Raw genomic sequence first — 13,264 nt, forward strand, 5'->3', positions numbered from 1 at the left:
GTGATGGTCAGGGTCCGTTGGCGTGAACGGCGGTCCGCCGCCGGCAACCACCCACCCAGGCCAACCACGTGCGGCGGACCGCCCGCCCACCAAAAGGCGAACGGCCCCAACCGTGGTGTTAGTCGTCGATCATGTGGTGGATGGTTCGGTCGATGGTTTCATGCTCGCGTTCGAGTCTTTTGCGGTCGAGTTCGTCCTCGGTGATTTCGGCTGTTTCGAGCAGGACCTGCCAGGTGTCCATCGCGGCGAGCAGCTCGGGGGTAAACACCTCATCCGAGACGCTGTCGCCGTACAGGCCGAAATGGTGGAAGGTGTCGGTCATGCCGGGGTAGCCGATCCATTCGGCGGTCGCCTCTGCCTTCTCGCGTTCGCCCGCTTCGAAGTGGGCTTCGTAGTCGAAATTGCCCTCGTCGTTCCAGAAGCTCATCGTGTTCCTCCTTCAGAAGGGGCGGGTGCCCGGGACCTTGGTCCCGGCCAGCCCTGCTGGTTTAGGCCGCTGGTTGGGCCAGTCGGGTGTCGAAGAGAGTTTCGGCGCGGCGGATCAGGTACTCGGGAACGTCGGTGTCGTGGGTGAGGCCTGCACGTCCGAGGAACACTGCGTTCCCGGTGACAGGCAGGTCAAGCCCGGTTTCGTGGAGCAGTTGCACGGCCCGGACGTTCGAGGGTCCGTTGGTTTGGGCTTGGGCGTTCAGGTAGACCTGCCAGTCGCCTCGGGCGATGCATTCCAGCTCGCCGCCGATGATGATTTGGAGGCTGGGGTGTCGGGCGTCGATGGTGGCTACGGCGACGTTCTCGCTGAGCCGGGACGGGACGAACAGGGCTATCAGGTGGATAAGCATGGTGTGTCCTTTGCAGAGGAAGAGGAATGGTGAGGGAGCGGCGTAACCCGGCCAGCTGCTTTGTCTCCTCCCCCGTTGTTTTTTGGCTGCTGGCGAAGCTTGCGGAGCTGTGCCCGACGGAGCCTTGTCCACCCCTTGGGCCAGGGGCCGGAAATCTTCGAAAGGAAATAAGCGAAGCGCCGTCGAAGAATTCCGGGCCCGCAGGCCCCGGAGCGTGCGGAGGGGTTGGACGGGGTGGAGCGGGCACGTAACATCCGAAGGACAGCAGCCAAGAAACGCGTGTAGGGAACAGGGGGTGGCGGGTAGGAGCTCTGCGACGGACCGGCGCCACCGGACAGCCGGGCACGGAGCGAAGCGCAGTGGCCGCCCTTACGGGTGCGAGCACCGGCGAGCATGCCTCCCCGGTCCGAGTCATCCCAAGCCATCCGGCGTCCAGGGTTGGCCGCGCTCACCGGGTGAGCGGTGCGGGACTGTGGCGGGAACGGCGGTCCGCCGCCGGCAGCCACCCACCGGGGCCGGGCACGTGCGGCGGACCGCCCGCCCACCAAAAGGTGACCGGCCCCGAAGGACCGGCCCCGTGCGTGTTTTTAGTCGGCGAGGATTTCGGCGACGTCGGCCGCGTTGGTCACCAGGAAGGCGTTGTTGGCTCGCAGGAGGTGGTGGCATCCTTCCGAGTGGCCGCTGTGGACGCTGCCGGGCACCGCTGCGATTTGGTGGCCGATGTGTTCGGCGTGCCGGGCGGTGTTCAGCGCTGCGGACCGTGTCCGGGCTTCGACGACGCAGGTGACCCCGGCCAGGGCGGCGAGGATCCTGTTCCTGTCGATGACGCGGGTCCGGGTGGGCGCGGTAACGGGAGCTTGTTCGGAGAGGATCAGGCCGTTGGCCCGGATCGCGGCCGCGAGGTCGGCGTTGCCGGAGGGGTAGACCCGGTCAAGGCCACCTGCGACGACGGCGATGGTGGCCGGTGCTTCCCCGGTGGAGCCTGCGAGGGCGCCGCGGTGGGCGTGGGCGTCGATGCCGTAGGCGAGACCGGAGACCACGCAGATGCCTTCCTGGGCCAGGCCGTGGGCCATGTCCCCGGCCACGGCGGCGCCGTAGCTCGTGCAGTCACGGGATCCGGTCACCGCGGCCGCACGGGACGGGTCGGGGATACCCTGGGCGATGTTCCCGACGTACCAGAGCCCGTACGGGGCGTTGGGCAGGGCATCCAACGCTTCGGGCCAGTGTTCGTCTCCCGGGATCAGGAACCCTCCGCCGAGGCGTTCGATAGTTGCCAGGTCTTCCTCGATCTTGTCGGTGTCGAGGTCCCGGGGTGAGGGCGCCCACCGGTCCAGCCCGTCGGAGAGATCTTCTGCGGTGATGGTCCCGAACGGGAACAGGGGACGGGCACGGAGGGCCATCCGGTACGCGGGGTACGGGTCGTGGCGCTCGACCAGGCGACGTGCAACGTAGTCGTTCGGGACGAACATGCGGGTCATGGCAGCGCGCGCGATCCGGTTTTCATCAGTCATGGTTGGGTGTCCTTTGCAGAGGAGTGGGTGAGGGAGAGGCGTGACCTAGGCCGGCTGCTTGGGTTCCTCCCCCGTTGTTTTTTGGTTGCTGGCAAGCTTGCTTGCTCGGCGGCCGACGGGGCCCTGTCTACCCATCGGGCAAGGGGACGGAAATTCCCGTAGGAAATAAGCGACGCAGGAGCGCCGCAGGGAAATTCCGGGCCCGCAGGCCCCGGAGCTTGCGGAGGGGCTAGACGGGGTGGAGCGGACGCCTACAATCCGAAGGACAGCAACCAGAAAACGGTAATACTGGAACAGTCCTTGAGCCGGCGTGACTCACCAAAAAACTGACGTACCAGGCGGCAATGTCTTCCCGACGATCTGTCCGCCGGCTCAAGGTCCGTAAAAAAGGGGTGTCGAGCCAGGCGGACATGACCTCATAGGAGCCTGATACGACCAGTCCCATTACCGTTTTGTCTGCCCACCTGGCCCGCACCCACTCATCAGCCACTGATCCGACTGGGGGGCAATTCCATCTTGGCAACCGAACCAACCAACATCATCGCCGGCATCGATACTCACGCCGACACACACCACGTGGCCATCATCAACGAACACGGCAAACCCCTCGCAGACAAGGAATTTCTGGCCGTAGGGACTGGGTACCGGAAGATCTTGGACTTCATCACTAGCCACGGCACCGTCACCGCGGTCGGGGTTGAAGGGACAGGCTCTTATGGGGCCGACGTCGCCAGAATCTTAGGCCGTGAAGGCCTCACCGTTTTGGAGGTCAACCGTCCGAACCGGGCCGCGCGCCGGCTGAAGGGCAAGTCCGATCCGCTGGACGCCTACCAGGCCGCCCACTCGGTACTCAACGGCCGCACCAAAGCCGTCCCGAAGGCAAAGGACGGCCCGGTCGAATGCCTGCGACTCCTACGCGCCGGGCGCACCTCGGCAGTGAAGGCTCGAACAGCTGCCATCAACCAAATCAAGAATCTCCTCGTGTCAGCCCCGGACAGACTCCGCGCCAAATACCGGGCACTCGGAACCTCAGTGCTGATCAATGCCTTACAGCGCACCCGGCCTTCAGGCCATCTCGCTGACCCCGAGTACGTATGCCTGTTGACGTTGAAAGCGCTAGCCGCCCGGTGTCACTCCCTTGCGTCGGAAATTGCCGCCGCTGATGCCGCACTCCAGGAAATCCTAGACAGCTACGCGCCGATGCTCTGCGATCTTCCAGGTGTCGGAACCGAAGTGGCCAGCCAGCTCCTGGTCACGGTCGGGGATAACCCAGACCGCATTGGCAACGAAGCCGAATTCGCTGCCCTCGTTGGGGTCGCGCCGATACCCGCATCCTCGGGTAAGACCACCCGCCACCGGCTCAGTCGGGGTGGTGACCGAAACGCCAATCATGCCCTGTATCAGGTAGTCCTGGTCCGCATGGCTTCGTGCCAGCGAACCAAAGACTACGTCGCAAAACGCACCGCAGAGGGCAAGAGCAAACGGGAAATCATGCGGTGCCTCAAGCGCTACGTGGCCCGGGAGATATACCGCCAGATCACCAATCCTCAGCCCGCACCCAACAACGCAGACTTGCGGCAGAAACGGAACGACATCGGATTCACCCTAGGCCAAGCCGCGGCCCAGCTTGGCCAATGGCCCTCTGCCATATCCCGCCTCGAAAGAGGCCTAATTCGAAACGACGACCTCGCCACGACCTACCGCCAATGGCTGCACGATCACTCATCTCAGAAAAATAGGGAGACCCAAGCCGCCCGGAACAATGATGCCGAAGTCGCGGGACCGGTGCGCTGAAGATGGTGATGCGCAGCATCCGAAAAGAGCATGTAAGTCTCGCCCTCCCGGGTAGGATAAACCCTCCCCTTCCCGGCTGATCGGGGATGAGGAGGGGTGTGTCGCGCGCGGTGGCGCTATGCCCGTGGGCTCAGAGCGCCAGGGCCCTGAGAACAACCACGGCGACGCTGACTCCCAGCAGAACGGCAGACGCGCTCACGGCGCGGTCCCCGACGCGCAGGTGCGCGACGATCGCCCCGGCGAAGTAAAGAGCGGCGGCGATGCCAGCTCCGATTCCGATGTGCCACCAGGCCAAACCTACAAGCATACCGGCTGCTGCGGCGATTTCAAGGGTGGCGAGCAGTGGCGCCGCTTTGGTTGCTTTCACAAGCTCCAGGACGGCCATCTGTTTAGGGTCTTTGCGAAGCTTTCCGACGGCGGAGAACACTAGCAGGGTCGAGAAAAGGACGCTGAGGATGGATGCTGCAATAAACATGGGTGGAGGTACACCGTTCTGACGATGATGGGTGGATGGTTTCCGTGGTGAGGAAGGCGCACGGAATCGCCGTATTCGGTAAGGTGCCCTGACAGGACCGAGGCCCCCTTCACGACCGGGTCAGCGGCCGTGAAGCGGGTTCGCGGTTATCAGGGTGCGGAGGCGAGCGATTCGGCGCGAACGATCGGGGCTACACGGGTGCCGAGGAGTTCGATGGATCGCATTACCTCTTTGTGCGGCATGGTTCTGACGCTGATCTGCATGAGGAAGCGTTCGTTGCCGAAGACGCTCTGCTGGAACAAGATCTTCTCGGCTACGTCCTCCGGGGACCCAGCGACGAGAGCTCCCTGCAGGGAGGCGTCCGTACCGTAGTGCTGCTTCGTCGGCAGGGCCGAGAAGGGCGCATTGAGTAAGGTGCTCATCGCGGACTGGAAGTACGCGTAGCTCAGGTCGATGGCCTGCTCTTTGCTGTCAGCGACATACCCGTGGGCGTTGATACTGACCTTCACAGCGTTCTCCGGGTGGCCAACCTCGAGGGCAGTTGCCCGGTACAGGTCCACCAGAGGAGCGAAGCACCGGACGTCACCGGCGATGGTGCCCAGAGACAGTGGCAGCCCAAGCTTGCCGGCACGGACGGCCGAGGATGGTGATCCGCCAACCCCTACCCACACGGGCAGCTGGTCCTGTGCCGGGCGGGGTAGACGCCCTGGTTCGACAGCGGCGCACGGTGCCTGCCGGACCAGGTCACCTTCTCATTGGCGCGGATCGTCAGCAGTAGGTCCAGGTTTTCCTCGAAGAGAGTGTCGTAGTCCGACACGTCGTACCCGAACAGCGGGAATGACTCCGTGAAGGCACCGCGGCCCGCCATGATTTCCGCACGTCCGCCCGAGAGCAGATCGAGCGTCGCGAAGTCCTGGTGCACCCGCACCGGATCCGATGAGCTAAGCACGGTTACCGCGCTCGTCAGTCGGATGTTCTCCGTTTTCGCGGCGGCAGCGGCAAGAACAACAGCCGGACTCGCAGCAGCAAAGTCCTCGCGATGGTGCTCCCCGAGCCCGTGCACATCGAGGCCGACCTGATCGGCCAGCTCAATCTCCTCGACGAGGTCTCTCAGGCGTTCCTGAGGACTGACCCGGCGCCCGGTATTCGGGTCCGCGACGACCTCTGCGAAGGAATAGACGCCCAACTCCATGCTAATCTCCCATTCCTAGTGTTCTGGAGGGTTGGTTGAACGCCTCAATGAACAGTTACACCTTGCCGAGGAGGCCCTGAGGAACCCGGACAGATGGAAGGGCCTCTCGGGTTACATCATGGCCAGTTGCGCACTCGAGGCTGATAGCCGGGGCTACCTCAATCTCATGACGACCAGGTTCGATGAGTCAGAAACGCTTCTGGCGCTTCGCAGGCGGATCCAGGTGCACATTGAAGAACTGGTCCGCGAGGCGCGCGACACGGCGGCGGTCCGATCGAATTTCAGGGCAGAGGATCTCGTTTTCGTCTTCCTCGCCAACAGTCGTATCGCAGAAATGACGATGGACGTGGCGCCCAAATCGTGGCGGCGCAATGTCGAACTGTTCCTTGACGGTATCCGGCCGGAAAGAGCCACACCGCTGACTGAACCGCCGATGAAACCCAGCCAAGTCGCCCGGGCGATGATGCGTCCGCGGCTTCGAGACCCTCGGCGTACGGAACGAAAAGGGGACAAAGTCAGCGAGGCCTGAGGCGCTGACACCCGCTATGCGCGATAGCGCCTCAGACCCGAGCGGTTTGACGGCCGAGTTAGGCCGCTTGTTGCTGCCCGTATGGTGGCGACAAAAGAAGCGGAACGCCACTTGAGTGGACTGTTTGCGCGAGTACTTGAGCGGCCCGTTGCGCACGCTCGCGCACCGAGGGCGCCCAGCCGCCTGCGACGCGCCGTCCGACCTCCGGGCCCGCGGGGGCGACTGCTGCGAACATGTTCATGGTCCGGGCGGTGGGGGTTCCGCTCGGCCCAGGGGAAGGGGAGGCGCCGTCCCGGTCAGCGTTCACGGCACCGGGACGCCGGCGTCTCGGGCGTGGTGGGTGTTGCCGGGTTCGCGATCGGGTGACATCTGCCTGGCCGCAAGGCCGTTCGTGGGAGGCTCGATGTTTCGGTTCGCCAACGTGTCGTCCATGACAGGCGGCCGGGTGCGCCGTTGACGTGCCCGGCCGCGGCTTCGGGGATGCCGCCTGGGATTGCTGGCAGTCAGCCGAGGTAGAGGTCTTTGCGCGCGGCGACGAACTCTTCGACCGTCAGGGGCCGCTTCCCGGTGATGCGTTCGACGTCGGTGGTCGCCCTGTCGTAACGGTTCGCACGGTGCAGCTGCGCCATAGTCGCGATGTGTTGCTCGGTGTGCTGTGGCAGGCCGGCTCTCGCGAGCACCTCGGTGCGCCACTGTGGTAGGGGGACGTCCCGATAGGTCACCGTACGGCCGAGCGCTGTGGAGAACTCCTCGGCTACTTCGGTCATGTCGAGCGTGCGCGGTCCGGTCAGTTCGTAGACCTTCCCGGCGTGCTCGCCGGGATCGCGCAGGATGGTGGCGGCCACCCGGGCGACGTCGTCCGCGGCGATCGGTGAGGTGCGTCCGGTGCCGAACGGCAGCGCGAGGGTGCTGTTCTCGCGGATCGAGTGTGCCGCGAGGGCGGTGAACAGCGGGTTGTCCAGGAACGTGGTCGGGCGTACGTGGACCACGGGTAGGCCCGACCAGTCCAGTACCTGCTCGGCGAGCCAGTGCAGCCGCTGCTGGTTGGATTCCGCGGTGCTGGTGGCGGTCATCTGCGATACCGTCATCTGCGACATGTCCACCAGCAGGTCGAGGTCGCCGTGCGCCTTGGCGACGGTGGCCATGACGGTTGCCGCGAGCAGATGGTCCGGGGAGACGCTGAGCCCGAAGTATGCCCGGCGTACGCCGTCGAGCGCGGCCGCCACCGTGTCGGCCCGGGTCAAGTCTGCGGTGACGACCTCGGCGCCCAGGGCCCGCACCTCGGTCGCACGGTGATCCTCGCGGCGGGTCAGGACGCGGACCGGTACGTTCAGCGCGCGTAGCTGCTCGGTGACGAGGCGGCCCACGCCGCCGGTGCCGGTGACCAGAACGGGGTCGTGATCAGCCATTGTTGGTTTCCTTTCGGGAGGTGTTCGCCTCGGCCAGGTCTGGCCGAGGCGCGGCTGGTAATAGGTACCGGTGCTCCGGGGCTCCGCTGAGCCACCGCGGGTCACTGAACGGCCGGCCACGCCCGTGGGCCAAGCCCGCGGCGTGCCTGCTTCGACTGCGAACGTGTTGCCGCATGTGCATGAGCCTTACACGGCGGGTCCGGCCGTATCGGTGGTCATCGCTGTTCCCCGTGGTTTCCCCGGTGCGGTTGACCGGCCGGGCGGATGCCGTCGGTGCGGTTTATCGCAGGAGGAGGTCGAGCATCCGATCGGCGCGTTTGCCGAAGGGCGCGTGCAGGAGGTTGATGGTGTTCCAGCGGCCCTGCGTGTAGATCCCCTTGGGGTGGCTGAGCGTGCGGAAGCCCTCGATGCCGTGGTACTTGCCCATGCCGCTCTCACCCACGCCGCCGAACGGCAGGTCGTCTTGGCCCACATGCATGATCGTGCCGTTGACGGTGACGTTGCCCGATGTGGTGCGGTCGAGGACCGCGCGCCGGTCGGGGTCGCCCGGGCCGAAGTAGTAGAGCGCGAGCGGCCGGGGCCGGGCATTCACAAAGTCGATGGCGTCGTCGATGTCCTTGTAGCCGAAGACCGGCAGGATCGGGCCGAAGATCTCCTCGTGGGCGATCTTCATCTGGTCGGTGACGCCGAGGACGACCGTGGGCGCGAGGGTGTGCGGGCGGCGTGCCGCGTCGCCGGGCCGGTGCCCGACCTCGATGACCCTGGCGCCGTGGGCGCGGGCGTCGGCGATGAGGTCGGTGAGGATCGCGTACTGCTTGTCGTTGACGATCGAGGTATAGTCCTCGCTGGTCGGGCCCTGCGGGTACGCCTTCTTCACGAGCCGGTCGTAGGTGTCGACGAACGCGTCGATCTCGCTCTCGTGCACCAGGGCGTAGTCCGGGGCGATGCAGGTCTGGCCGCCACTGACGAGCTTGCCGAACACGATGGAGGACACCGCCGCGTCCCTCACCTGCCCTTTGGCGACGATGGCCGGGGACTTGCCGCCGAGCTCGAGCGTGACGGGGACGAGGTGTTCGCTCGCCGCCTGCATCACCGAGCGCCCGACCGCGGAGCTGCCGGTGAAGACCAGGTGGTCGAAAGGCAGGGACGAGAACGCCGCGCCGTCACCGGAGATGACGGTGACCTGGTCCTCGGGGAAGATCGCACTGATCATCGACGCGAGCAGGGCGTTCGTGACCGGCGTGAACTTGGAGGGCTTGAGCATGACGCGGTTGCCCGCGGCGATCGCTGTGACCACCGGCATCAGCGACAGGTTGACCGGGTAGTTCCACGGCGAGATCACCCCGACCACGCCCAGCGGCTGGTACTCGACCCGGATGCTGCCGTGAGCCAGTTGCATCGTGGCGCGGCGGCGGCTGGGCCGCATGAAGCGGCGCAAGTGGCGGTCGAGGTAGTCGATGCCGTTGACCACGCCCAGGACCTCCAACAGCGCTGTCTCGTACCGGGAGCGGTTGCCGAAGTCGGCGTTGATCGCCACCTCGATGGCGCGACGGTTCTCCAGCAGCGCCACCTTGAGTTTCCTGAGGTCGCTGCGGCGCTGGGCCAGTGACGGAGCGCCGTCGCGCAGGAAGGCCGCGCGTTGGGCGGCGAGGAGGTCTCTGAAGCGCTCCCGGTCGGTTCGTTCCGTGGTCGTAACGGGCGGTGCGGGCGTGGTGAGGGACATCGGACTGCTCCTAGAACGGTTGTCGCTTGCGTGGTGGAAGGGTCCAAGCGCGGTCGCGTCAGCCATGGCTCATGGCCCGGCGCTGGAGTGCGCCGATCAGGCGGACGACCGCCTGGCGCGGCAGGAACCTCGACGCGAGGGGGAGTGAGCGGCCGTTGGTGATCACCGACGGCGGCCCCGGACGGCGGTCGAGGGACTTGAGGGCGATGCTGACGACCGCCTCGGGTGAGATGCGTTTAGTGCCGAGGTCTGCGGATTGGCTGCCGGCGGCGTCGAAGAACTCGGAGTCCATCGCGCCGGGGCTGATGGCCAGGACGCGCAGGCCGGTGCCGCGGGCCTCCTCCCACAGCCCTTCGGTGAAGCTGAGGACGAACGCCTTGGTCGCCCCGTAGGTGGACATGTAGGGCATCGGCTGGTACCCGAGCATGCTCGCGGTGTTGATCAGGACGCCGTTGCCGGCCGCGGTCAGCGGCTCGAAATAGGCGCGGCTGAGGTCGACGAGCGCGGCGACGTTGAGCGTGATCATGCTCTGGAGGCGCTCGGGGTCCTCGTCGCCGAACGGGTCGTGGGTGCCGAAGCCTGCGTTGTTGACCAATCCGGTGGCGTAGATGCCGCGGGATTCGAGTTCGGCACGGAGCGCGCGTCCGGCGTCGGACCGGCCGAGGTCTCGGGCGAGGGCCGTCACGGTGACGCCATGGGCACGGGTGAGCTCGTCCGCCAGGCGCTCGAGCCGGTCCGCCCGGCGGGCGACCAGCACAAGGTTCGAGCCTCGCCCGGCCAGTTGACGTGCGAATGCTTCGCCGAGGCCGGAGCTGGCTCCGGTGACAATGGTGGTCTGGTTGCGGTAATCGATAGCGTTCATGCATTCACTATAGGCACACTCATGCATCGAGTGCAAATCTCTACATGAGATAAAGTTATGTACCATGGGTGCATGACCAAACAACCCGCACCGATCCGCGAGCAGACCCGCTCAGTTGTCCGGTCCCTGCTCGCCCAGACCGCAATGGACCTGTTCGCCGCCAAGGGCTACGACAACACCACGGTCGACGAGGTCGCCGCCGCCGCAGGCGTCTCGCGCCGGACCCTGTTCAACTACTTCCGCAGCAAGGAAGACCTCGCACTTTCCAGCCTGTCCGAACAAGGCAACCTCATCGCCGCGCGCCTCGCCGAACGCCCGGCCAACGAAGACCCTTGGACCGCCCTGCGCGCAGCGTTCCGCGTGATCGAAGAGATCGACACGACCCCCGAAAAGCGCCTCGAGTTCCTCACGCTTCTGTTCCGCAACGACGCCCTCCGCGCCGGCCACGCCGAGAAACAAGCCCGCTGGCAAGACCTGTTCACACCGCTCATCGAGCCCAGACTGCCCGAGACCGACCGCCGTACCCTCCAAGCCCGCACGATCGCGGCCGCCGCGATCGTCTGCCTCCAGACGGCAATCGAGGAATGGGCTCGCCTGGGCGGGAAGGTCGACCTGTTCGAGCTCTACGACACTGCCGTACAGGCCGTCCGCCGCCCCGCCTGAAACCGGCCGCAATGACTACCAGGGGGACTACTGCGGCAATGACTGAGAGCCTGAGCTAGTGCGACTCCGATCGACCTACTGCATATACCCATCTCCGTATCCCCATCGAAGGTGCCCGCCACCAAAAGCTGACGCCAAGTCGTCGGTATGCAGACGTGTGGGCAATGCTTCTCGCCGCCCGTCACCGATAGCGTCAGGAACCTCCTCCCTGCCACCGGTCCTTATTCTCCTCAGTGTGCCAGCGGGGGAGGTCGCCGCCGCATCTTGGAAGTCCCCGAAGCTGATGCCCGAACCCCGGCGTCCGCCGACTACAGACTGGCCTCGCTGCTGCCTAGGTACCGTCCTCACCGTCCAGGTCCAATTGCTTGACACGGCACAAATCCCGATTTGACGCCCATAGGAGCATCGTCGTAGACAGAACAGGTGATGACGGGCAGGAGCCCTGCGACGGACCGACACCACCCAACAGCCGGCCACGCAGTGGACGCCCGTTCTGGGTCTTTGAACCACAGCCGGTCCCGGCGCGGCATGTTTGGTTCTTACGCGGCATGTTTGGTTCTTAAACAGAACGAGCCGGACCTGTTGGTCCGGCTCGTTCTGCTTTTTCTCTGCAAAAGAAATTCGGGGGCAGCGCCGTGCGCTGCCAGGGGGTTTCAGGGTTCGTCGAGGCGGTGGTCTTCCATGGGCCGGTCGACCGGGCCGATGGCCGGGCCCGCAGTCAGGAGACGTAGTTCGAGGATGTCTTCGAGGGCGCTGGCGTCCGGGGCTACGGTGTCTTCCTCGGTCATGCGGATCTCATCGGCCATGGCGGGGGTCCTCGCCTTCGGTGGTGGGCTGGTTTTTCGTTTCACCGTAGCGGCCGTTTCTGCGGTTTCGCTGGATAGTGGCTGCGCCCGCGGCAGCGTCATCGCGGCCGGAGGAGCGCCAGCGGGGGAGGCCGCGCGCCCCGTGGCAGGTTGGACAGGGGTAAGGCCGGACCCCTCTTGGTGTGGGGTCCGGCCTGATCCGGTCTAGCGGCCGAGGTGGAGGTTGTAGGCCTTCTGCGGATCCCGGACGCAGTCGGCCAGCAGGCCACGTTCAACCAGCTCCGTCAGCAGTTCAGCCAGCCGGTAGCCCTCGACGTCGTCCAGTGCGAGCTTGAAGTACCGGGCGGCGAAGCTGGACTTTCCTTTGAGCCATTCGAGCCATCCGATCATGCACAGCATCGGGGCGCGTTGTCCCTCGGGTGTTGCTTTCATCAGTTCGAACGCGAGTTCCTGCGCCGTGTCCACGCGGGTCCAGTCCGGGCGGGTGACGAAGACACCCAGCAGGACCGAAGTGAACTGTTCCGGGGCGTTGGTGATGATGTCGACCATCAAGTGGTCCCGGGTCCCAGGGTGCTGCAGCGCTCCGGCCAGTTCCAACGCAGCCACTGGTGTGAGGGTGTCGGGGTTCCGAAGCAGCCCGTCCCATTGGCTGCGGCGTGCTTCGGTGTCCTCGGGCCAGCCATAGGGCTTGTGGGCGGCGATGGTTTCCCGGGCTTGCTCCTGGCCGGTGAACGGTGCGGGGGTGGTGAATCCCTTGACGTTGCTTCCCCTGTAGATCAGGGCCGCGTTGCCGGTGCTGTCGGCGATCTCCTCCAGTGCCCTTTCCGGGCAGCACGCCGGGTCGATGCACAGGTAGTTGCTCCACGCCTTAGAGGTCACGAGCCATGCGTCTTTCAAGGGCATCCGTGCGATCCGCAACTCGGTCCGCAGCGCCTGAACGTGCGCAGCGTACGGGCGGGGTTGTTCCGGGGTGTTCTCGTCCGTGTAGATGACCAAAAGGGAGCCCGTCGCGGCTTCGTCGAGGGTCGCGTAGCTGACCGCGCTTTGAGCGTAGGCACGGGGTTCGGCGCCGAACGGGGCGTCAACGCGCAGCGTGGCGCCGAGCGCGTTGCCCTGCATCGTGATCAGGACGAAGGATTCCTTAGGGGTCTCGCCCAGCATGTGCGGGACATAGGCCAGGATGTCGGCGTCCGAGTGCAGGTTCACAGGGTTGTTGTTCATGGTTGTGTGTCCTTTGCAGAGGAGTGGGTGAGGGAGAGGTGTGACCCGGCCAGCTGCCTTGGGTTCCTCCCCCGTTGTTTTTTGGTTGCTGGCAAGCTTGCTTGCTCGGCGGCCGACGGAGCCCTGTCTACCCATCGGGCAAGGGGACGGAGTCTTCGAAAGGAAATAAGCGAAGCGCCGTCGAAGATTCCGGGCCCGCAGGCCCCGGAGCTTGCGGAGGGGCTAGACGGGGTGGAGCGG

12 protein-coding genes and 1 pseudogene are annotated in these 13,264 nt (G+C 65.5%); 3 read left to right on the forward strand and 10 right to left on the reverse strand.

Annotated features, from left to right (window positions below; translation table 11 throughout):
* Positions 1-118: 118 nt before the first annotated feature.
* From KSW38_RS23175 to KSW38_RS23185, 3 genes are all read right to left on the reverse strand, one after another.
* Positions 119-427 carry a hypothetical protein gene (locus tag KSW38_RS23175; protein ID WP_216927758.1) on the reverse strand — a complete coding sequence of 103 codons (309 nt, stop codon included), beginning with the start codon at positions 425-427 and terminating at the stop codon, positions 119-121.
* Between the two features lie 61 nt (positions 428-488).
* Positions 489-839, reverse strand: coding sequence for a DUF3846 domain-containing protein (locus KSW38_RS23180; protein WP_216927760.1), 351 nt, complete (start codon positions 837-839; stop codon positions 489-491).
* A gap of 587 nt (positions 840-1,426) precedes the next feature.
* On the reverse strand, positions 1,427-2,350 hold the full coding sequence (locus KSW38_RS23185) for a DNA-processing protein DprA (RefSeq protein ID WP_216927762.1): 924 nt from the start codon (positions 2,348-2,350) through the stop codon (positions 1,427-1,429).
* 516 nt (positions 2,351-2,866) lie between these two features.
* Here KSW38_RS23185 and KSW38_RS23190 point away from each other — a divergent pair.
* A complete protein-coding gene (locus KSW38_RS23190; protein ID WP_216927764.1) occupies positions 2,867-4,144 on the forward strand; it encodes an IS110 family RNA-guided transposase in 1,278 nt (425 codons plus the stop codon).
* A gap of 130 nt (positions 4,145-4,274) precedes the next feature.
* On the opposite strand, the gene KSW38_RS23195 is transcribed toward KSW38_RS23190, so the two are convergent.
* A complete protein-coding gene (locus tag KSW38_RS23195; RefSeq protein ID WP_216927766.1) occupies positions 4,275-4,619 on the reverse strand; it encodes a DoxX family protein in 345 nt (114 codons plus the stop codon).
* A gap of 149 nt (positions 4,620-4,768) precedes the next feature.
* A pseudogene (locus KSW38_RS23905) lies at positions 4,769-5,811 on the reverse strand (LLM class flavin-dependent oxidoreductase).
* Between the two features lie 31 nt (positions 5,812-5,842).
* Here KSW38_RS23905 and KSW38_RS23205 point away from each other — a divergent pair.
* On the forward strand, positions 5,843-6,340 hold the full coding sequence (locus KSW38_RS23205) for an SbtR family transcriptional regulator (RefSeq protein ID WP_216927768.1): 498 nt from the start codon (positions 5,843-5,845) through the stop codon (positions 6,338-6,340).
* Positions 6,341-6,843: 503 nt separating this feature from the next.
* On the opposite strand, the gene KSW38_RS23210 is transcribed toward KSW38_RS23205, so the two are convergent.
* The 3 genes from KSW38_RS23210 to KSW38_RS23220 all read right to left on the reverse strand — a co-directional run bounded on the left by KSW38_RS23210 (position 6,844) and on the right by KSW38_RS23220 (position 10,334).
* Positions 6,844-7,749, reverse strand: coding sequence for an NmrA family NAD(P)-binding protein (locus tag KSW38_RS23210; protein ID WP_216927783.1), 906 nt, complete (start codon positions 7,747-7,749; stop codon positions 6,844-6,846).
* Between the two features lie 280 nt (positions 7,750-8,029).
* Positions 8,030-9,472, reverse strand: a complete 1,443-nt coding sequence (locus tag KSW38_RS23215; RefSeq protein WP_216927785.1) for a coniferyl aldehyde dehydrogenase — start codon at positions 9,470-9,472, stop codon at positions 8,030-8,032.
* Between the two features lie 58 nt (positions 9,473-9,530).
* Positions 9,531-10,334 (reverse strand): SDR family NAD(P)-dependent oxidoreductase, encoded by an 804-nt coding sequence (locus KSW38_RS23220; protein ID WP_216927786.1) that lies wholly within the window; start codon positions 10,332-10,334, stop codon positions 9,531-9,533.
* Positions 10,335-10,406: 72 nt separating this feature from the next.
* On the opposite strand from KSW38_RS23220, the gene KSW38_RS23225 reads away from it, so the two are divergent.
* Positions 10,407-10,997, forward strand: coding sequence for a TetR/AcrR family transcriptional regulator (locus KSW38_RS23225; protein WP_216927787.1), 591 nt, complete (start codon positions 10,407-10,409; stop codon positions 10,995-10,997).
* Between the two features lie 653 nt (positions 10,998-11,650).
* Here the strand turns inward: KSW38_RS23225 and KSW38_RS23230 are convergent.
* On the reverse strand, positions 11,651-11,803 hold the full coding sequence (locus tag KSW38_RS23230) for a hypothetical protein (protein ID WP_216927789.1): 153 nt from the start codon (positions 11,801-11,803) through the stop codon (positions 11,651-11,653).
* Positions 11,804-12,007: 204 nt separating this feature from the next.
* Positions 12,008-13,024: a DUF4192 domain-containing protein gene (locus KSW38_RS23235; protein ID WP_216927790.1), complete on the reverse strand. Its 1,017-nt coding sequence runs from the start codon at positions 13,022-13,024 to the stop codon at positions 12,008-12,010.
* Positions 13,025-13,264 lie beyond the last annotated feature (240 nt).

Origin of the sequence: Paenarthrobacter aromaticivorans, assembly GCF_019038615.1 — a bacterium.
Classification (GTDB): domain Bacteria; phylum Actinomycetota; class Actinomycetes; order Actinomycetales; family Micrococcaceae; genus Arthrobacter; species Arthrobacter aromaticivorans.